Below are 17,715 nucleotides of genomic sequence, written 5' to 3' on the forward strand. Positions count from 1 at the left end.
AGCATGACAATCACTACCCGACCCGATGCCAAAACACCATTATTGTCGTCGACGGCTGCTTTCCAGTCTGACCCACAAGGGGAAGGCTTATGTCCAATCCGCGAAGTGCTCGACCGGGTAGGCGATACGTGGAGCATTCTTGTTGTCTTCAATTTGCAAACCGGTTCGATGCGCTTCAATGCGTTGCGTCGCGCAATTGAGGGGATTTCTCAGCGGATGCTAACCGTTACCTTGCGTTCGCTTGAGCGCGATGGGCTTGTGGCGCGCCATGTTCGCCCGACGTCTCCGCCTGAAGTTGAATATTCGTTGACCGAGCTTGGTCATTCGCTGGCGGTGCCGATTGATGTTCTGGGGCAGTGGGCAGTGAAGAATCGTAAGGAAATGCGCGAAGCACGTTCACGCTTTGATGGCGGTACGGAAGAATAGGGAACCTGATCGCGGTGCACTCGTTACTTTCCCAACCAAGGGAGGAAGAACAATGCCAGCAAAATCACAGGCTCAGCAAAAGGCTGCAGGCGCCGCTCTTGCCGCCAAGCGTGGCGAGATCAAGAAGAGTGAGCTGATCGGCGCTTCAAAAGAAATGTATGAATCGATGACCGAGAAGGAACTGGAGGAGTTTGCCGAGACCAAGCATAAAGGTCTTCCGGAACATGTGTCAGACAAGAAGAGCAACTGATAGCAATTCAGTTGCTCTCACATATTCGGTTGATAACGTTTTTACTTCGCGCCTTTTCCAGGGGCCAATTCGATCGCTTTCAGTTTGCCGCCAGTGATGCCGCAACGCAGGATAACTGTATCCCATTGTGTGCCGCCACTTTTATTGCGGGCCTCTCCGGGTACTGAAATGACGGCAGAAACCTTGCTCGTATCCTTCGCGCTGAACTTCGATGATTTGTCATTGGTCGTGGCGGCAGCGATGTCATCTTTGGTAAATCCGAGGCGGTCATATTTCTTGCTCTTCTTTACGTAATCATAAGCGCTCGCGATGCAATCAGCGACTTGTGGCGAAGCTTGCTGGTCTTTCACGAGGGTCTGATAATTCCCGGTGAAATCCTTTGAGCGCTTCGGTACTGCGTCTGCATGGGCAGTACCCGCGATACCAAGAGTAAAAATTACAGAAAGTATAATTTGGGTCGATTTCATGGATCGCTTCCTTTGAAAGGTCACCGCGCCAAAAAGCGGTGAGCAAAATCGATAATGACGATGCTATTAGAAAGGCAGTTCTGGCTTTTTAATGGTGTTCCCGCCGCGATCCAGAATATCTCATTGGCAGATTCGAGCAAGGCAGGATTTGCCATGGCAACCTTGATCGAGATGCATGTTTGTACGGTGTGCAGCGTCGCCATCGGGACCGATCACGGTCATGAAAAGTTTGCAGCTTGCGCCGTGTACAGCACGCCAGAAAGCTTTCTCTTTTTCTGATCCATTCCAGCCGCTTTCCAGTTCAGTTCTGGACCCATCCGAGAATTTGAACGACATGATATCGAGTGCGTTTGCAAATGCATGCTCAGAAACACGACCCGTTGATGCGCCATTAACGTTGCGGCATTGATAATCTGAACCAGTGCCAATTTCCGTGATTTTGATGCCGTCGCCATACACTTTTCTGGCTGCATCTTTGATGTCTGTAGACCATTCAGCGAGAGTGACAGCCATGGCGCAGTTTGTGGTGACTGCATTGGCAAACTTCAACGGCTCGGTCTTACCGATGGCAGTCAGTGAAAGCGGTGAACGTGCGCTGCATTGTGAACCATCCTCAATTGGTGGCAGAAGCTTTCCCTCCACGTCGCCCGCCATCAATGCAGGACACGATACCTGATAGACACGCTCGCTCTTTTTCGGCGCGAGTTGTTCGTCGGCGGGTTTGGTTTGCTCGACAGGCGGCTCAGGCTTTTTCTCTGGCAGAGGCGCTGCATCGACTGGCGCGGGAACCGGAGCCGCTGGAGCAGGCTCTTTAGCCTCTTCACGTACTGGTGCAGGCGCTGGTACCGGAACTATGTTTGAAGGCGGCAAAGCCTTGCCCTGGTTTGAAGAGGGCGCTTTTGATTGCTGACGCCTGGTATTGCGTTTTTTCTTTGGGCGTTTTTGGGAAGATGGCTGCTTTGCGTTACCACTCAGCACTCTTTCAATAAGGCTTTGTGCATTCGCGGTGGACGGTCCGCTCATATCGACACCGGGAAGCAACGTAATCGCGAGAGCGATAGAACTGATAATAATGCTCTTATGAAAGAAAGAGAAGGAAACGGCCATGTTCACCTCTTTTGATAGCGGGCACTATTGTCTAATGTCGAAGCGGTACTTCTCGTTCCTTCACGCTTGATGGCAGTTCGTTGCATTTGTTATTCAGGCTATGCGTCTTATCCGAAAACCGCTCACACGTTCCGGTATGCGCTATAAACGGTCGAAATGGCTTAAAATCAGGGCTTCAGCCTTGACAAGATGACACCTGCATGACTAAAAGCCGCCATCGCTGGAGCAGCATTGCTCCGGCGTTTCATTTGACGTGTCCCGTGGATGAAGATCGCAGCTGCGCGCTTCATTCTGTCAGTCCTTGAAAACCAAGGGCAGAGGAGGGCGCGTTTCCTATCTGCACCGCAAGGCGCACCAACTTTTTAAAGGAAATGCGATGAGCAAGCGCGAATCCGCTAAGTACAAAATTGATCGCCGTCTTGGCGAAAACATCTGGGGCCGTCCGAAGTCCCCTGTAAACCGTCGTGAATATGGCCCAGGCCAGCACGGTCAGCGCCGTAAGGGCAAGCTGTCCGACTTCGGTGTACAGCTCCGCGCAAAGCAGAAGCTCAAGGGCTTCTACGGCGATATATCGGAAAAGCAGTTCCGCAAGACCTATGACGAAGCAGCTCGCCGCAAGGGCGATACCGGTGAAAACCTCATCGGCCTGCTCGAATCGCGTCTGGACGCTGTTGTGTATCGCGCAAAGTTCGTTCCAACGATCTTCGCTGCACGCCAGTTTATCAACCACGGTCACGTGAACGTAAACGGTCGCCGCGTCAACATTCAGTCGTTCCGCCTCAAGGCTGGTGACGTTGTTGAAGTTCGTGAAAAGTCGAAGCAGCTCGTTATCGTTCTCGAAGCAGTTTCGCTCGCAGAGCGTGACGTTCCTGACTACGTTGAAGCTGATCACAACAAGATGGTTGCGACCTTCGCACGCGTTCCAGTTCTGGGCGACGTTCCATACGCTGTTCAGATGGAACCAAACCTCGTCGTCGAATTCTATTCGCGTTAATTCTGAGCCTTTAGCTCAGTTTGCAGAAATAAATGGCCGCCCTTGGTTTCCCCAAGGGCGGCTTTTTTGTATGTAAGTCTGAATTTCTCTCATTCGTAGGAAGCACCATGAACGCTTTCGATCCAAACATTGCTGAAGATGCCGGAACTGACGGTTGTCATCCGCTTTTCCGCGATGTGCCGACCTCTGTCGAATTCAACAAGCTGCGTAAGCGCCTCTTGCGGCTGACACGTCAGGCTATTGATGACTTCGCCATGGCAAAGCCCGGCGAGCGCTGGATGGTGTGCCTTTCAGGCGGCAAGGACTCTTATGGTCTGCTTGCTTTGTTGCTCGACCTTAAATGGCGTGGCCTGCTGCCAGTCGAACTGCTGGCAGTCAATCTGGATCAGGGGCAGCCGAATTTTCCGAAGCATATTCTGCCTGAATTCCTGAACAATTACGGCATTGAGCACCGCATCGAATATAAGGATACTTATTCGATTGTGACTGAGAAACTGCCTGAAACGAGCACTTATTGCTCGCTTTGTTCGCGCTTGCGTCGTGGCAACCTATATCGCATCGCGCGCGAAGAGGGATGCTCCGCAATCGTTCTCGGGCATCATCGCGAAGACATTCTCGAAACCTTCTTTATGAACCTTTTCCACGGCGGTCGTCTTGCGGCCATGCCGCCGAAGCTTCTCAATGATGAAGGCGATCTGATGGTGTTCCGCCCGCTTGCTTACGCGGCAGAGGAAGATCTCGAAAAATTTGCAACGGCAATGCAGTTTCCGATCATTCCGTGCGATCTGTGTGGCAGTCAGGAAGGCCTTCAGCGCAATGCAATGAAAGCAATGCTGACGGATATCGAAAAGCGCATGCCCGGCCGCAAGGATACGATGATCCGCGCTATGACCAATGTGCGACCAAGCCATCTGCTTGATCGTAATTTGTTTGATTTCGCTGGCCTGATGGCAAATTCTGACGTGGAGAATGACAGTGCAGTTTGATGAGAAGCAGATTGATTGGCTGGCTGACCTTTTGGCGGAAGCCGCAAATCAGGAAATCATGCCGCGCTTTCGGCGATTGGGTCAGGGCGATATTCGCCAGAAAACCTCTCCGGCCGATCTGGTTACTGAAGCAGATGTAAATGCAGAGCATTATATAACTGCACGTCTCAAAGAGCGCTTTCCCAATGCGCTGATTGTTGGCGAAGAAGCCTGCTCCGAAGATGAAACGCTATTGAACGGTCTTGGCGATGCAGAGCTTGCATTCACTATTGATCCGGTTGACGGCACTTTTAACTTTGCATCAGGTGTTCCGCTGTTTGGCGTGATGCTTGCAGTAGTAGCGAAGGGCGAAACGGTTGCCGGTATCATTTATGATCCGGTTGGCAAGGATTGGATATTGGCCGCAAAAGGCGGTGGTAGTCATATCCGCTACGCGAACGGTTCTAAGAGCCCTGTTAACGTGGCAGCAGCTGCGGATATCTCGCAAATGACAGGATCGGTTTCCTGGCAATACACCGCTGAGCCAGTGCGGTCGCGCCTTGCGCGCAATCACACGAAATTCCTGTCACAGATTGGTTATCGCTGCGCTGCACATGAATATCGCATTATCGCAACCGGTGGCGCGCATTTCGCGGTCTATAACAAGCTGATGCCTTGGGACCATTTGCCGGGTGCACTCATTCATCAGGAAGCAGGCGGATATCTCGCACGCTGGGATGAAAGTCCATATCTGCCGTCGCATACAGGGGGCGGGATATTGGTTGCGCCTGACAAGGAAAGCTGGAAAGCAATTCAGGCAGCCCTTTGGGAAGCATAAAGAAAAGCCCGGAAATTGTTTCCGGGCTTTTTATTTGAATGCTCAATGATCAGATCGGTTTGTTGTGCGGCTTGAACATTTTGCCACGCTCGGCAATCAACACGCAGATGAACGCGATGAAGCCCAAGACACAATAGCCAGCAGCAACTGGTGTCGTTGTTCCATCGAAGGACTGCCCAATAACAGCACCAAGTGCTGCACCGATAACTGTCTGTGCGAAGCCCAGAACAGAAGAGGCGGTGCCAGCAACCTCACCGAGCGGCTCCATAGCAAGCGCATTGAAGTTGGCCGTCACGAGGCTGAACGAGAACATGATGGTCATGTAGATCGTCATCAGCATCCAGAACGGTACCGGGTGTGTCATCGTCACGGAAAGCACAACCCAAAGCAGGCTAAAGCCGACAAATACCAGCAACATTGTCTGTGAGATCCGGCGCATTCCGTAACGCCCGACCAGACGTGAATTAAGGAATGAAGCGAGGGCCAACGTCATTGCCACGGCAGCGAATGCCAGTGGAAACATAGTGCCGAGTTGATATATGCCGACGAAAATCTGCTGTGCTGAGTTGATGTAGCCAAACAGCGCGCCGAGGATGAAGGATGTGCCGAGCATATAGAAAAGAGCAACGCGGTTGGAGAGAACGATCCCGAAGCCTCCAATGACGCTCTTGACTGTAAGCGGGCGACGATGTTCGACTGTCAGGGTTTCCGGCAACCGGAGATAGGCCCAGATTGCGACAATGAAAGCCATTATCGCCATCGAAAGGAAAATCAGGTGCCATTCACCAAACAGCATGATCAGCTGTCCTGTGGCGGGTGCTATGACCGGCAGGATCATGAACACCATCATGACAAGCGACATGACCTCAGCCATCTGGCGTCCGGCAAAACGATCACGGACAACTGAAACGGCGATAACACGTGTTGCCGCCGCGCCAAGCCCCTGCAACACGCGTAACACAATGAGCGTCGTAAAATCGGTGGCAACAGCCGCACCCAGAGCTGCGAGAATGTAGATGGCCAGACCACCGAAAAGCGGCAGTCGCCGACCGAAGCGGTCGCTCAGTGGTCCGTAAAACAACTGTGATACGCCAAAGCCAAGCAGATAGGCTGTGATGACAAACTGGGCGTGGTTTTCAGATAGAACACCAAGGCTCGCGCCAATCTGTGGCAGGCCAGGCAACATGATATCAACTGCAAGCGCATTGATAGCCATAATTGCGGCGATGAGAGCGATAAATTCGGTGCGTCCGCGCATGGATGCTTTCTGGTCCGGCGAACCGTTCCTGATGTCTAGCGGCATGACTGGTATTCCTTGGCATATTCAGGTGCCACGTGCGGTGCAGGCGGCGCGAGATCGGAGATTTCTAAAACAAGTCTGGCGGGTGAGACCGCTTTGCCTGAATGTCAGGCCAATATAAAAGGCGCAATCAGAGCACATCCCGAAAAGTATAAAACGGTTTCGGACAAAATGCGCATTCGATTAGAATGTTAGAGCGCTGATCTGATCTTATCAGACTTAACGCGCTCTAACGGCACCTTTTAGAAAAAAGGAAAGGCTATTGGCGGCATAAAGGGAAATTAATCCTCAAGCCGCCTTGGTGGCAATGCCCTTGTCAGCAAAAAGTGTCTGCAGTTCGTTTGACTGGAACATTTCGCGCACGATATCACAACCGCCAATGAACTCGCCCTTTACATAAAGCTGAGGGACAGTTGGCCAGTTGGAATAGTCCTTGATGCCCTGACGCATGTCGTCGGAAGCGAGCACGTTAACGCCCTTATAGTCGACACCAAGATAGTCGAGAATCTGCACGACCTGACCGGAAAAACCACACTGTGGGAAACCTGGCGTGCCCTTCATGAATAGCACGACGTCGTTGGTCTTCACTTCATTGTCGATAAAATCGTTGATTCCGGTCATTTTAATTCCTTTCAGGATGCCGGTTCAAATCCCGGCCCGCGTAGGGAGAGGTTCTGCCTCAATATAGTAAGCTGGGCTTTGGTAATCACCCTCTGGAGGTGAAAGCAAGTCAAATTAGCGCGAAAACCGGCCGCATTGGGAGCAGCATCTTGCCGCAGGAAGAAAATCACCGCCCAAATTGCTGCTTCTGATGCCCTTGACGCTTATTATTGCCGGGCTTTTCCGGAAGGTTAATTCAGGCGGTGATGGTCTGATTATTCCGGTACGCTGGTCTGGAGGGCGAGGGCGTGAAGTACGCCGCCCATGTTGCCCTTGAGGGCGTCATAAACCATCTGGTGCTGCTGCACGCGTGACTTGCCACGGAAGCTTTCCGCGACCACTTCAGCAGCGTAATGATCTCCATCTCCGGCAAGGTCGCGGATCGTAACCTTTGCGCCGGGAATCCCTTCGCGTATCAGTTTTTCGATCTCATGAGCGTCCATAGCCATGCAAAAACTCCCGCCATTTTTGGCTTTTTATAGCATTTCCAGCAAACGTGCATAGCGGTGTTGCGTTGGATAATGCGAAGAACAAATAGATATATCGAATCGTAACGTATCATCGTGATACGTCAACGTTGAACTGTCTACAGCATTTCCCGCAAAAGTGCGCAGCGGTATTGCGTTGCATAATGCGAAAAGCAAAGGCTTAAACTGCCGGCAAGCAAACGCCCGGCAAGGTGTTCCCGGCCGGGCGTTAATTGGTAAAAGTTCTAGCTGATAAGGATTAGTTGTCGACGGCAGCTTCACCGCTCATGAAGCCCGGGAACCAGCCTTCAAAAGCCTTATTGAGATCAGCAACAGCAATATCAACGGTTCCAGCGAACTTCAGACGTTCGCCACCAACTGTTCCAAGGACGCGGAATGGAATTCCGACGCCTTCAGCATTTAATGCAATGAGCTTTGCCATTTCCGGCGTTGCGGCAACAACATAACGCGCCTGATCTTCACCGAAGAGAGCTGCATGTGGGAGACCGTCACCTGCATCCAGCACAGCACCCTTGCCGGATTTGATAGCCATTTCCGCAACTGCAACTGCAAGGCCACCATCGGATAGATCGTGACAGGCCGTAACCTGACCATTGCGAATGGCTGAGCGAACAAACTCACCGTTGCGCTTTTCAAATGCAAGATTAACTGTGGGAGCTGGACCATCAGCGCGGTCAAACAGATCGCGCAGATAGACTGACTGACCAAGATGCGAACCGTCTGTGCCGAGAAGGACCAGTGTATCGCCGTCCTGCATACCACCAATCTTGGCCATCTGTGACCAATCCGGGATCAGTCCAACACCAGCAATGGTCGGCGTTGGCAGGATCGCCTGACCATTGGTTTCGTTATAGAGCGAGACATTGCCGGAAACGATCGGGAAGTCGAGAGCACGGCAGGCTTCGCCAATACCTTCGATAGCCTTGACGAGCTGCCCCATGATTTCCGGCTTTTCAGGATTGCCGAAGTTAAGATTGTCGGTTGCTGCAAGTGGCTCAGCACCGGTTGCCGTGATATTGCGCCAGCATTCGGCCACAGCCTGCTTGCCGCCTTCAAAAGGATCAGCTTCGCAATAGCGCGGGGTGACGTCAGACGAGAAAGCGAGGGCCTTTGTGTCGTGGCCTTCAACGCGGATTACACCGGCGTCGCCACCGGGGATCTGCAACGAATTGCCCTGGATGAGCGTGTCATACTGCTCATAAACCCAGCGACGCGATGAGCCATCAGGCGAACCGAGGAGCTTCAACAAGGCTTCTGAATAATCTTCTACCTGTGGCACGTTGCTGGCCGGCAGCGGAGCGTGCTTGCCTGGCTCCATCCACGGACGATCATATTCAGGAGCCTCGTCACCGAGTTCCTTGATCGGCAAATTGGCGACTTCTTCGCCCTGATGGATGACACGGAAGCGCAGATCGTCGGTGGTCTTGCCAACGATTGCGAAATCGAGGCCCCATTTGCGGAAGATTGCCTGCGCTTCTTCTTCCATTTCCGGCTTGAGCACCATGAGCATGCGCTCCTGGCTTTCTGACAGCATCATTTCATACGCCGTCATATTCACTTCGCGTACCGGAACCTGATCGAGAATGAGTTCAACACCAAGGTCGCCCTTAGCACCCATTTCGACAGCCGAGCAGGTGAGGCCAGCAGCACCCATATCCTGAATAGCGATAACTGCGCCCGAAGCCATCAGTTCAAGGCAGGCTTCCAGCAGGCACTTTTCAGTAAATGGATCGCCAACCTGAACTGTAGGGCGCTTTTCTTCGATAGATTCGTCGAACTCAGCCGATGCCATGGTAGCACCACCAACGCCGTCTCGGCCCGTCTTGGCGCCGAGATAGACAACCGGCAGGCCGACGCCCTTGGCTTCTGACAGAAAGATGCCGTCATGCTTGGCAAGGCCAGCAGCAAATGCATTGACGAGAATATTACCGTTATAGCGCTTGTCGAAGTTCACTTCGCCGCCAACGGTCGGAACACCAAACGCATTGCCGTAGCCACCAACACCAGACACAACGCCTGAAACAAGATGGCGGGTCTTCGGGTGATTAGGCTCACCAAAGCGCAGGGCATTCATTGCTGCGACCGGGCGGGCGCCCATTGTGAACACGTCACGCAAAATACCGCCGACGCCTGTTGCCGCGCCCTGATAAGGCTCGATGTAAGACGGGTGATTGTGGCTTTCCATCTTGAAGACGACGCAATCGCCATCGCCGATGTCCACAACGCCAGCATTTTCGCCGGGGCCCTGAATAACGCGTGGGCCGGTGGTGGGGAGTGTACGCAGCCACTTCTTTGACGACTTGTAGGAACAATGTTCATTCCACATGGCCGAGAAAATGCCGAGTTCTGTGAAGCTCGGTTCGCGTCCGATCAGGTCGAGAATGCGCTGATATTCGTCCGGCTTGAGGCCGTGGGCAGAGATAAGTTCCGGCGTGATGTCGCGCTTATTGGAAATAGTCATTGAGCTGAGGGACCCCGTGGCAGGCTGCGGTACCCGAAAACTTCTGCCGAAGGGCGGACACCTAAGGTTTCAAGGGGCCTCTTTAACCTAACTCTGCCGGAAGCGCGACAGGAAAATGCCGATTTCCCGGCTCAAATGCTGCCTTCATAGCCTGCTTGTTCATTTTCCAGCAGTTGTCGCAAAGTTGCAAAGCCATTTTCGACCTGTTTACGGTCGGTCGGTGAGGAAAAAGCGATGCGAACCCGGTGATAGGTACGATCGATGCGCCCGGCTTTGAACTCATCTTCATCATCTATGAGCAGTCCGTTTTCATATGCGGCTGCTTTGAATGTGCTTGTAAGCCAGGGTTCCGGCAATTTCAGCCAGAGAATGGGTACATGGGGCGAAGAAACGAAGTCATAGCCGGCAAAGACTTTGCGGGCCAGTTGTTCACGCCACTCGATTTCAGCCGAGCATTTTTCCAGAAGGGCGTTTGCCTGCCCGGAGAGCACCATTTGAGCGGTCGTTTCAGCAAGCAGAAATGAAACACCACCTGTCATCAGCTTGTGTGTGACACGGAGACGCTGCGCGCAATGCGGAGGGCAGGCGACCCAGCCGCAACGCAAGCCAGCAGTCACAGCTTTTGAAAGACTGCCCAACAGGAATGTGCGTTCTGGTGCGATATCAGCGATTTTCGGAATATTTGACTTCGTCATCACCCCGTAAGTGTCATCTTCAAGAAGCCAGACATTGTGCCGCGCTGCAATATTGGCAATGGCCACTCTGCGCTCATAGGGCATGGTGCCCAGCGTTGGATTGTGAATACTCGGCATCAGAAATGCCATTGTCGGGTGCTGTTGATTGCAGACGCGCTCGAATTCTTCCGGGATCATGCCGTGTTCGTCGCTTGCAGCAATTGCGATGCGTCGTCCGGTTATGCGCACAGAGCGGCTAACCTGCGTATAGGTAAGGTCTTCAAAGACGATCCGATCACCGGGCGCGGTGAACGCTGTGATTGCAGCAATTGCACCTGCATGGGCACCGTTGGTTATTACGATGTTGCTTGCATCTGCGGGCGCGTTTTCCTGATTGAGCCATTGCCGTCCAGCTTCAAGCCAATGCTGCGGGAAATGCCGCGTGTAATTGACCACCTCGTGCGGAAAGTTACGGATGACAGAGGCGATAAGCGGCTCCAGCACAGCATTCTGCCCGACATCAGGCGCAGCAGTCGTATCAAAGCGCCCTTTATCAAGCGGAGCATCTTGAATGCGTGTACCGGCAATGCCATCACTTGAATAGGCTGGGGGTGCATTCTTGCGGTCATGGTTGCCCAGCACATAAGTGCCGCGACCGACTTCACCAGTCACAAGTCCACGCTCATGCGCGAGAGCATAGGCGCGCCCGATTGTACCGATTGTCACCTTGAGATCGTAAGCGAGATTCCGTTGCGGCGGTAGCTTCACTCCCGCAGGCAAGGAGTCATCTGCAATCGCTGCCTCAATGGCATCAGCCAGTTGAAGATAGAGCGGGCCGGATTTATCGGTAAGATCGGGGAGCCAACTTGTCATGGTCACAATATAAGCATTGTATCGATATTTGAGTCAATTGTATTTAGGTCATTGACACAATATGAGCGTTAAATGGCGATCAAAGCCGATTATGAAGGCAATTTGCTATGACATTTGTCCCAGTCAAGCATGACGAAATAGATACAATTGGTACAATTCGAGCGAGGGCGCGAGATGTTTCATATGCGCCGCGCTCCGGATGGCAAAACTTTGTCGAATGGGTTTCTATGCGTCTCACGCTACGCCGAAGCCGTATCCAGTTGATGGAACTTACGGATGAACAGCTCTGCGATATAGGTCTTTCACGCAACGAAGCAGATAAGGAAGCGCGCAAGGTACGCTTCCATATTCGATAGCCGATGTCTTCCAAAAGTTGGAACAGGTTTGGAAGACATGCATATCACGCGCTGGTCTTGAAAAGATCAGCAGTCTTTCTGGCCTGATGCCCAACGGTTGATGTCTTTGGCAATACGACTGCCATGTGCCTGCTGCATCATCGGGCCAAAAGCCTCAATACGTGCCGGGTTGCCCTGTGCCTGAACAACGAGCAGCGGACGTCCTGCCAGATTGCGCGAAGGCACAATCAGAAAGCGTGGGCGTCCCGTAAACGAGTTGAGTTCTGGCGCGAGTGTATAACCGCGGAAGTCCTTATCCCTGGATTTGAACCAGCAACTGTTAGCCCCGGAAGCAATTCGCTCCATGGTTGGGAGTGCTGCTTTATTGGAATCGATGGAAACAGGGCCGGGTGCAGGCTTTGGGGTACAAGCTGCAAACAGTGCAAGCGCCGGAAGAGCTACAAGCGCAATGGTCTTATTCTTCAAGGAAGACTCCATCAGAGCATTTCCGGCAAAAGCTTTATGCAGATGCGCAGGAAAATGCGTAGAAACAAAGCGTTAGAGCGCATCTCAAAAACAGCCAAGCCATTTTCAGATGAGATACGCTTTAAAGGCGGTTGGGATAACTCAGGCAAGCTGTGGCATAAAAGCCTTCAACCCGTCATTCATCTCATTCCAGATAAGTTCGAATACCGGGTCTTGCTTTGCTTTCACCGCATATGTGTCGAATTTGGGGTAAGCTTCCAGCAAATCGGCTTTCCCAGAAAGCTTCTTGAGTGGTTCCATGAGAAAGCGCACAGGCACAAGCCACGCATCTGCAAGTGTCGGCGCATCGCTAAGTGCAAAAGCCTCATCGGTGAGCCGCGATTCAACCACGCTCAGACCTCTGCGAAGCTTTGTAAAGAGCCGATCTATTGTAGCGTCGTCCTTCTCGGGCTTGCTGAGGAGAATGAACAGTTTCATCGCTGGTCCAAGCACTTCCAGCTCGGTTACGCGTGCAAGAAGCCGAATGAGCGCGCGCTCTCGCGGACTCCCGGGCAGAACCGGCATTTCCGGAAAATGGTCCTCCAGATATTCCGCAATCACCGCAGCTTCAAACAGCGTCTCGCCAGACCCGGTTATCAGTACAGGGACGCGCTTCAGCGGTGTCACCTGGCTAAAGTCTGCCGGAAATGGATATGGGAGATTAATAGCCTTGAACGGTAGTTCCTTGAGGTAAAGAACGCCACGTACAAAAGCGGAATAGGGGGAGAGAAGACGTGAGTATAATTGCATCGATATAGTTCCCCGATTCGGTTGCCGCAGGAAGTATCTGGCTCTCAAGCTGCCATGAATTTGCGCGTTACGCTAGGCCCTGAGAACAGAGTTCTCTTTGGGTAGCAGATTTGAAGTCGCTCATTTCAGGCAATAAAAAACGGCCTCCGTTTCGCAACAAAGGCCGTTTGATTTGTGTGATTGGCGGTGTATCACTTGGAGCTTATCCGGGAAAATGCGAAATTTTCTCCGGAAAAGATATGCGTCAAAACAAGAAGATAGACCGATAATCTGATTCAATCAGACAAGAACATGCTCTAAGCAGCAATTCCCAACGCGCCTGCGAAGAGGGCACGGCCATCGTCGCCACCGTGGGCACCTTCAATCAGGTTTTCAGGATGAGGCATCATACCGAGAACGTTGCCGCGAGCATTGACGATGCCTGCGATATCGTTGATCGAGCCATTTGGGTTGGTGCCGTCTGCGTAGCGGAATACAACCTGACCTTCACCTTCGATACGCTTGATCGTTTCAGCGTTGGCGAAGTAGTTGCCGTCATGGTGAGCCACAGGGCAACGGATGATCTGGCCAGGCTGATAGCCACGCGTGAATGCCGTATTGGCGTTGCTGATTTCCAGCTTCACTTCGCGACAGACAAACTTGAGCGAAGTATTACGCATCAAAGCGCCCGGCAGCATGCCAGCTTCAACGAGAATCTGGAAACCGTTACAAACGCCGATCACCATCACGCCCTTATCGGCTTTCTCACGGATTGCCTGCATGACCGGCATGCGTGCTGCAATCGCGCCGCACCGCAGATAATCACCGTAGGAGAAACCACCTGGGATGAGGATCAGATCAACATCGTCAGGAATGCTGGTATCAGTCTGCCAGACGGTTACAGGCGCCTGACCAGAAATCTTGGTTATGGCCGCAATCATGTCGCGGTCACGGTTAAGGCCGGGAAGAAGAACGACTGCTGCTTTCATGGCGTTTACGTCTCTTTGAATTTGAGTGCCTTTCAAAACCGCTCGTTGGCCGTTCTGAAAGCGCGCAAGAAATAGAAAGGCTTCACAGCATGTCGGGAAAGAGCGGAAACCGCTCTCGCGGGAAGATCAGACGATGGACTGATTTTAGTCCCGCTCAATCCGTTGGCAACATGCGCAAAACAAACAATTACCGCAGCGCGTCAGCCAATGACGATCGCGTAATCTTCAATAACCGTGTTGGCGAGCAGCTTCTCGCACATGGCTTTGAGATCGGCTTCAGCTTTAGCTTTGTCCGAGCCTTCGAGTTCGAGATCGAAGACCTTGCCTTGACGTGCGGAGTTAATGCCTTCGAAACCCAGGCTGCCGAGCGCGCCGACAATAGCTTTGCCCTGCGGGTCGAGAACGCCGTTTTTCAGTGTAACGGTGACGCGTGCCTTGATCACTCTGTAGTTCCTGCTGATCTATAGTAACAACAATGAAAACAGCCCGGAACGTGAGTTGCCGGGCTGTGCGGATTTTACTTCACAAGCGTGGGGCCGGAAGGACGGGGCGTTTCGTTCTCGTTCATAATGCCGAGACGGCGCGCCACTTCCTGATAGGCCTCAACCAGTCCGCCCATATCGCGGCGGAAGCGGTCCTTGTCGAGCTTGTCATTCGTGTTGACATCCCAAAGGCGCGCTGAGTCCGGAGAGATTTCGTCAGCAACCACGATACGCATCATGTCGCCTTCAAAAAGACGTCCGCATTCCATCTTGAAGTCGACAAGCTGGATGCCGATACCGAGGAACAGACCGGTAAGGAAGTCGTTGACACGGATGGCGAGAGCCATGATGTCGTCGATTTCCTGCGGGCTGGCCCAGCCGAAAGCAGTGATGTGTTCTTCGGTGACCATTGGGTCGTCGAGGGCATCTGCCTTATAATAGAACTCGATGATCGAGCGTGGCAGGACGGTGCCTTCTTCGAGGCCGAGACGCTTGGACATGGAGCCTGCGGCAACGTTGCGAACAACGACCTCAAGCGGAATGATTTCAACTTCCTTGATCAGCTGCTCACGCATGTTGAGACGGCGGATAAAGTGGGTCGGAATTCCAATGCGGTTAAGCTGGGTGAAAATGTGTTCGGAGATGCGGTTATTCAACACACCTTTTCCGTCAACAATCTCATGCTTCTTCGCGTTAAACGCGGTTGCGTCATCCTTGAAGAATTGGACAAGCGTACCGGGCTCAGGGCCTTCATAAAGAATCTTGGCCTTGCCCTCGTAAATACGGCGGCGACGGTTCATGGCTTTTCTCGGATTTCCAAAAATGTGATGATCGGCTTTTGCCGCTATTCTCGCGGGCTACGTATAGCAATTGTGGGCTTTTAACAATCCTGCTTTGTACCCGTTCCCCCGTTTTAAGCGTTTAAGAGCCATATAAATCAAGAAAGTGCTGTTTGGCTCTTGTATAATCTTGCGCCCCTTGCCAGCTTTAGGCAAGAGAACGGATGACGATCTCGTATAACTTAGAGCGTGTTCAGTTTTGTGATCAATCTGAGGACATGTTCTAAGCAATTGTCTTGTCGCATTGTCCTGCGCAAATGCTGAAAAGCATTTGCTGGAAATGCTTTAAAGTCTTGGGAGCTGTATGAATGACCACTGGCATGGATGACCGCCGCAACGCCTTCGAAAGCAAATTCGCACTTGATGCTGAATTACGTTTCAAAGCAGAGGCTCGCCGCAACAAGATTCTCGGTCTCTGGGCTGCAGAATTGCTTGGCAAGCACGATGCAGACGCTGATGCCTATGCTCGTGAAGTTGTCGCTGCAGATTTTGAAGAAGCAGGCGATGAAGACGTCTTCCGCAAAATTCGCGCCGATTTTGATGCAGCTGGCGTTAAGGTTGCAGATGAAACCATTCGTGAAAAAATGTTTGTTTTCCTTGAGGAAGCAGTCCAGCAAGTACAGCAGGGCTAACTAATATCTGAGGGGCGGAAATGCAAAACGCATTTCCGCCCTTATCATTTGAAGTAGGGGAAATAAGCATGTCTTTGTCTTCGCGTCTTCGTGCCGGAGAAACAGTTCTTTCTGCATGGTCGTCTCTGCCGGAAGTGCTGACTGTTGAAATTTTGGCTCATAGTGCTCTGGACGCCGTAACGCTCGATATGCAGCATGGTGGCCATGATGAGCAAAGTGTGTTGCGCAGCCTCGGGTTAATCCTGAACGCAGGAAAGCCACCCATCGTCCGCATTCCCGTCGGACGCTTTGATATGGCAAGTCGTGCGCTCGACTTTGGCGCGCAGGCTGTTATTGCGCCGATGATCAACTCTGTCGAAGATGCGCGCAGATTTGCGGCCGCGATGAAATATCCGCCGGTTGGCGAGCGTTCCTGGGGCGTTTTCCGTGCTAACGCGGATTACGGCACGCCGGGCTCGAATGATTATCTCGTTACAGCCAATCAGGACACGTTGGCTTTTGCGATGATCGAAACGCGCGACGCTTATGATGCGCTTGATGCGATTCTCGATGTGCGCGGCATTGATGGTGTGTTCGTTGGTCCTGCCGACTTCTCGATTGCCTGGAGCAATGGTCGCGAAGCCAATCCGGATTCCGAAGCAATCATCGAGCCGATTAGCATCATTGCACGTAAGGCTGCGGCTGCAGGAAAATTTGCGGGCATTTATTCGCCTTCGGCCGAATTTGCACGTCGCTATATTCCGCTTGGTTTCCAGTTCCTGACGTTGGGAAATGATGGCGGCTATATCCGGCTCGGCGCAAAAACGCTTGTTGATGCCGTCCGCGCATAAGAAAAAAGCGGCAGATGTCTTTTTCATCTGCCGCATTCAGTTATGCTCTGAATCTATATGATCAGAAAGCAATATAAGACTTTGATTTAATGCTGTTTTATGGGTTGAAGCCGGGTCATGAACTCAGTGAAAACCATTGTGCCTTCCGGCCATGGGCCGTGGCCAGATTCTGAATTGATGTGGCCGGATTCACCCGCATCGATCAACATCGCCCCCCAATCCTTCACGACTTCTTCCGCGGCTTCAAAGCTCGAAAAAGGATCATTGCGGCTAACAACGGTAATCGTTGGGAACGGAAGCGGTTCACGCGGATAAGGACCAAAAGTCAAAAGATGCTTGGGGCGGATTTTTTCATTTGAAACATCCGGCGGTGCTACGAAAAACGCGCCAGCGACCTTATGCTGAATGTGGGGCATGGCATGAAGCGCGGTGGCGACACCAAGCGAATGCGCGACAAGCACAATGGGCTTTGTGGCCTCGTTGGCGGCTTTCACAAGCTGCGCGACCCAATCGTCCTTTACAGGCTTCGACCATTCGGCCTGCTCGACACGCCGTGCCGTCGAGAGCTTGTTCTCCCAACGGGTCTGCCAGTGGTCGGGGCCGGAATTGGTGTAACCGGGTATAATGAGGATATCTGTGTCTTTGACTTTCATGTCCCCTATTTAGAGGCGATTTTGCCCGTCTTCAAGCTCGGTCGTTGTGTACACCAAAAACTATTAAGCGGTTTGGGATAAGACGGTCCCGCGAAGATGATTGACGCAAATGATGAACAGCTTGTTCGCTGATCGCCATCTTGTGAATCGCTCTCGAAGTTGTGATCTTTAGCGGGAAGATAACTATGGAGAGGATTT

The 17,715-nt window shown here is 52.4% G+C and carries 21 protein-coding genes; 8 read left to right on the forward strand and 13 right to left on the reverse strand.

All coding sequences use genetic code 11. The features are described 5' to 3' along the window. Positions 1-3 precede the first annotated feature (3 nt). Both CEV32_RS10185 and CEV32_RS10190 read left to right on the forward strand, forming a co-directional pair. Positions 4-426: a winged helix-turn-helix transcriptional regulator gene (locus CEV32_RS10185; RefSeq protein ID WP_094576903.1), complete on the forward strand. Its 423-nt coding sequence runs from the start codon at positions 4-6 to the stop codon at positions 424-426. A gap of 52 nt (positions 427-478) precedes the next feature. After that, complete coding sequence (locus tag CEV32_RS10190; RefSeq protein ID WP_094576906.1) at positions 479-676, forward strand: DUF3008 family protein; 198 nt, start codon at positions 479-481, stop codon at positions 674-676. 41 nt (positions 677-717) lie between these two features. On the opposite strand, the gene bspC is transcribed toward CEV32_RS10190, so the two are convergent. Both bspC and CEV32_RS10200 read right to left on the reverse strand, forming a co-directional pair. Next, positions 718-1,143, reverse strand: coding sequence for a type IV secretion system effector BspC (bspC, locus tag CEV32_RS10195; protein WP_094576909.1), 426 nt, complete (start codon positions 1,141-1,143; stop codon positions 718-720). Between the two features lie 120 nt (positions 1,144-1,263). Beyond that, the gene (locus tag CEV32_RS10200) at positions 1,264-2,250 is read right to left on the reverse strand and encodes an extensin-like domain-containing protein (RefSeq protein ID WP_094576914.1); all 987 of its coding nucleotides are present in this window, start codon (positions 2,248-2,250) and stop codon (positions 1,264-1,266) included. Between the two features lie 376 nt (positions 2,251-2,626). On the opposite strand from CEV32_RS10200, the gene rpsD reads away from it, so the two are divergent. The 3 genes from rpsD to CEV32_RS10215 all read left to right on the forward strand — a co-directional run bounded on the left by rpsD (position 2,627) and on the right by CEV32_RS10215 (position 5,047). Continuing rightward, on the forward strand, positions 2,627-3,244 hold the full coding sequence (gene rpsD, locus CEV32_RS10205; protein ID WP_094576917.1) for a 30S ribosomal protein S4: 618 nt from the start codon (positions 2,627-2,629) through the stop codon (positions 3,242-3,244). A 107-nt stretch (positions 3,245-3,351) separates the two neighbouring features. After that, positions 3,352-4,230, forward strand: coding sequence for a tRNA 2-thiocytidine(32) synthetase TtcA (gene ttcA, locus CEV32_RS10210; RefSeq protein ID WP_094577461.1), 879 nt, complete (start codon positions 3,352-3,354; stop codon positions 4,228-4,230). Beyond that, positions 4,214-5,047: an inositol monophosphatase family protein gene (locus CEV32_RS10215; RefSeq protein WP_374882478.1), complete on the forward strand. Its 834-nt coding sequence runs from the start codon at positions 4,214-4,216 to the stop codon at positions 5,045-5,047. Before ttcA ends, CEV32_RS10215 begins: the two co-directional genes overlap by 17 nt. Before the next feature lie 49 nt (positions 5,048-5,096). Here the strand turns inward: CEV32_RS10215 and CEV32_RS10220 are convergent, their stop codons facing one another. The 5 genes from CEV32_RS10220 to CEV32_RS10240 form a co-directional block, all read right to left on the reverse strand. Next, positions 5,097-6,350 carry a multidrug effflux MFS transporter gene (locus tag CEV32_RS10220; protein ID WP_094576926.1) on the reverse strand — a complete coding sequence of 418 codons (1,254 nt, stop codon included), beginning with the start codon at positions 6,348-6,350 and terminating at the stop codon, positions 5,097-5,099. A gap of 285 nt (positions 6,351-6,635) precedes the next feature. Further along, complete coding sequence (gene grxD / locus CEV32_RS10225; protein WP_094576929.1) at positions 6,636-6,968, reverse strand: Grx4 family monothiol glutaredoxin; 333 nt, start codon at positions 6,966-6,968, stop codon at positions 6,636-6,638. Between the two features lie 254 nt (positions 6,969-7,222). Beyond that, the gene (locus tag CEV32_RS10230; RefSeq protein ID WP_007874594.1) at positions 7,223-7,456 is read right to left on the reverse strand and encodes a BolA/IbaG family iron-sulfur metabolism protein; all 234 of its coding nucleotides are present in this window, start codon (positions 7,454-7,456) and stop codon (positions 7,223-7,225) included. Positions 7,457-7,733: 277 nt separating this feature from the next. Further along, complete coding sequence (gene purL / locus CEV32_RS10235; protein ID WP_094576933.1) at positions 7,734-9,956, reverse strand: phosphoribosylformylglycinamidine synthase subunit PurL; 2,223 nt, start codon at positions 9,954-9,956, stop codon at positions 7,734-7,736. A gap of 131 nt (positions 9,957-10,087) precedes the next feature. Then, on the reverse strand, positions 10,088-11,503 hold the full coding sequence (locus CEV32_RS10240) for an aminotransferase-like domain-containing protein (RefSeq protein WP_094576935.1): 1,416 nt from the start codon (positions 11,501-11,503) through the stop codon (positions 10,088-10,090). Between the two features lie 107 nt (positions 11,504-11,610). On the opposite strand from CEV32_RS10240, the gene CEV32_RS10245 reads away from it, so the two are divergent. Further along, a complete protein-coding gene (locus tag CEV32_RS10245; protein WP_094576939.1) occupies positions 11,611-11,859 on the forward strand; it encodes a DUF1127 domain-containing protein in 249 nt (82 codons plus the stop codon). Between the two features lie 66 nt (positions 11,860-11,925). Here the strand turns inward: CEV32_RS10245 and CEV32_RS10250 are convergent, their stop codons facing one another. The 5 genes from CEV32_RS10250 to purC form a co-directional block, all read right to left on the reverse strand. After that, positions 11,926-12,324, reverse strand: a complete 399-nt coding sequence (locus tag CEV32_RS10250; RefSeq protein WP_094577462.1) for a hypothetical protein — start codon at positions 12,322-12,324, stop codon at positions 11,926-11,928. 141 nt (positions 12,325-12,465) lie between these two features. Continuing rightward, positions 12,466-13,113 carry a glutathione S-transferase family protein gene (locus tag CEV32_RS10255; RefSeq protein ID WP_094576942.1) on the reverse strand — a complete coding sequence of 216 codons (648 nt, stop codon included), beginning with the start codon at positions 13,111-13,113 and terminating at the stop codon, positions 12,466-12,468. Between the two features lie 296 nt (positions 13,114-13,409). Continuing rightward, positions 13,410-14,081: a phosphoribosylformylglycinamidine synthase subunit PurQ gene (purQ, locus tag CEV32_RS10260; protein WP_094576945.1), complete on the reverse strand. Its 672-nt coding sequence runs from the start codon at positions 14,079-14,081 to the stop codon at positions 13,410-13,412. A gap of 200 nt (positions 14,082-14,281) precedes the next feature. Further along, positions 14,282-14,524, reverse strand: coding sequence for a phosphoribosylformylglycinamidine synthase subunit PurS (gene purS / locus CEV32_RS10265; RefSeq protein WP_094576949.1), 243 nt, complete (start codon positions 14,522-14,524; stop codon positions 14,282-14,284). 74 nt (positions 14,525-14,598) lie between these two features. Further along, positions 14,599-15,363, reverse strand: a complete 765-nt coding sequence (purC, locus tag CEV32_RS10270; RefSeq protein ID WP_094576952.1) for a phosphoribosylaminoimidazolesuccinocarboxamide synthase — start codon at positions 15,361-15,363, stop codon at positions 14,599-14,601. 347 nt (positions 15,364-15,710) lie between these two features. Between purC and CEV32_RS10275 the strand changes: the two genes are divergently transcribed. Both CEV32_RS10275 and CEV32_RS10280 read left to right on the forward strand, forming a co-directional pair. Beyond that, entirely contained in the window at positions 15,711-16,034 is a 324-nt protein-coding gene (locus CEV32_RS10275; protein WP_094576954.1) for a DUF1476 domain-containing protein, read from the forward strand. A gap of 62 nt (positions 16,035-16,096) precedes the next feature. Next, positions 16,097-16,864: an HpcH/HpaI aldolase family protein gene (locus CEV32_RS10280; RefSeq protein ID WP_208620848.1), complete on the forward strand. Its 768-nt coding sequence runs from the start codon at positions 16,097-16,099 to the stop codon at positions 16,862-16,864. Positions 16,865-16,950: 86 nt separating this feature from the next. Here CEV32_RS10280 and CEV32_RS10285 read toward each other — a convergent pair whose 3' ends face one another. Next, positions 16,951-17,517 (reverse strand): alpha/beta hydrolase, encoded by a 567-nt coding sequence (locus CEV32_RS10285; RefSeq protein WP_094576962.1) that lies wholly within the window; start codon positions 17,515-17,517, stop codon positions 16,951-16,953. Positions 17,518-17,715 lie beyond the last annotated feature (198 nt).

Origin of the sequence: Brucella rhizosphaerae, from assembly GCF_002252475.1 — a bacterium.
In the GTDB taxonomy this organism is placed as follows: domain Bacteria; phylum Pseudomonadota; class Alphaproteobacteria; order Rhizobiales; family Rhizobiaceae; genus Brucella; species Brucella rhizosphaerae.

Excerpts from the sequence above, each read along its gene's own strand:
- CEV32_RS10185 (WP_094576903.1), top strand. The coding sequence starts at position 4 with ATGACAATCACTACCCGACCCGATGCCAAAACACCATTATTGTCGTCG.
- CEV32_RS10190 (WP_094576906.1), top strand. The coding sequence starts at position 479 with ATGCCAGCAAAATCACAGGCTCAGCAAAAGGCTGCAGGCGCCGCTCTT.
- bspC (WP_094576909.1), bottom strand. The coding sequence starts at position 1,143 with ATGAAATCGACCCAAATTATACTTTCTGTAATTTTTACTCTTGGTATC.
- CEV32_RS10200 (WP_094576914.1), bottom strand. The coding sequence starts at position 2,250 with ATGGCCGTTTCCTTCTCTTTCTTTCATAAGAGCATTATTATCAGTTCT.
- rpsD (WP_094576917.1), top strand. The coding sequence starts at position 2,627 with ATGAGCAAGCGCGAATCCGCTAAGTACAAAATTGATCGCCGTCTTGGC.
- ttcA (WP_094577461.1), top strand. The coding sequence starts at position 3,352 with ATGAACGCTTTCGATCCAAACATTGCTGAAGATGCCGGAACTGACGGT.
- CEV32_RS10215 (WP_374882478.1), top strand. The coding sequence starts at position 4,214 with ATGACAGTGCAGTTTGATGAGAAGCAGATTGATTGGCTGGCTGACCTT.
- CEV32_RS10220 (WP_094576926.1), bottom strand. The coding sequence starts at position 6,350 with ATGCCGCTAGACATCAGGAACGGTTCGCCGGACCAGAAAGCATCCATG.
- grxD (WP_094576929.1), bottom strand. The coding sequence starts at position 6,968 with ATGACCGGAATCAACGATTTTATCGACAATGAAGTGAAGACCAACGAC.
- CEV32_RS10230 (WP_007874594.1), bottom strand. The coding sequence starts at position 7,456 with ATGGCTATGGACGCTCATGAGATCGAAAAACTGATACGCGAAGGGATT.
- purL (WP_094576933.1), bottom strand. The coding sequence starts at position 9,956 with ATGACTATTTCCAATAAGCGCGACATCACGCCGGAACTTATCTCTGCC.
- CEV32_RS10240 (WP_094576935.1), bottom strand. The coding sequence starts at position 11,503 with ATGACAAGTTGGCTCCCCGATCTTACCGATAAATCCGGCCCGCTCTAT.
- CEV32_RS10245 (WP_094576939.1), top strand. The coding sequence starts at position 11,611 with ATGACATTTGTCCCAGTCAAGCATGACGAAATAGATACAATTGGTACA.
- CEV32_RS10255 (WP_094576942.1), bottom strand. The coding sequence starts at position 13,113 with ATGCAATTATACTCACGTCTTCTCTCCCCCTATTCCGCTTTTGTACGT.
- purQ (WP_094576945.1), bottom strand. The coding sequence starts at position 14,081 with ATGAAAGCAGCAGTCGTTCTTCTTCCCGGCCTTAACCGTGACCGCGAC.
- purC (WP_094576952.1), bottom strand. The coding sequence starts at position 15,363 with ATGAACCGTCGCCGCCGTATTTACGAGGGCAAGGCCAAGATTCTTTAT.
- CEV32_RS10275 (WP_094576954.1), top strand. The coding sequence starts at position 15,711 with ATGACCACTGGCATGGATGACCGCCGCAACGCCTTCGAAAGCAAATTC.
- CEV32_RS10285 (WP_094576962.1), bottom strand. The coding sequence starts at position 17,517 with ATGAAAGTCAAAGACACAGATATCCTCATTATACCCGGTTACACCAAT.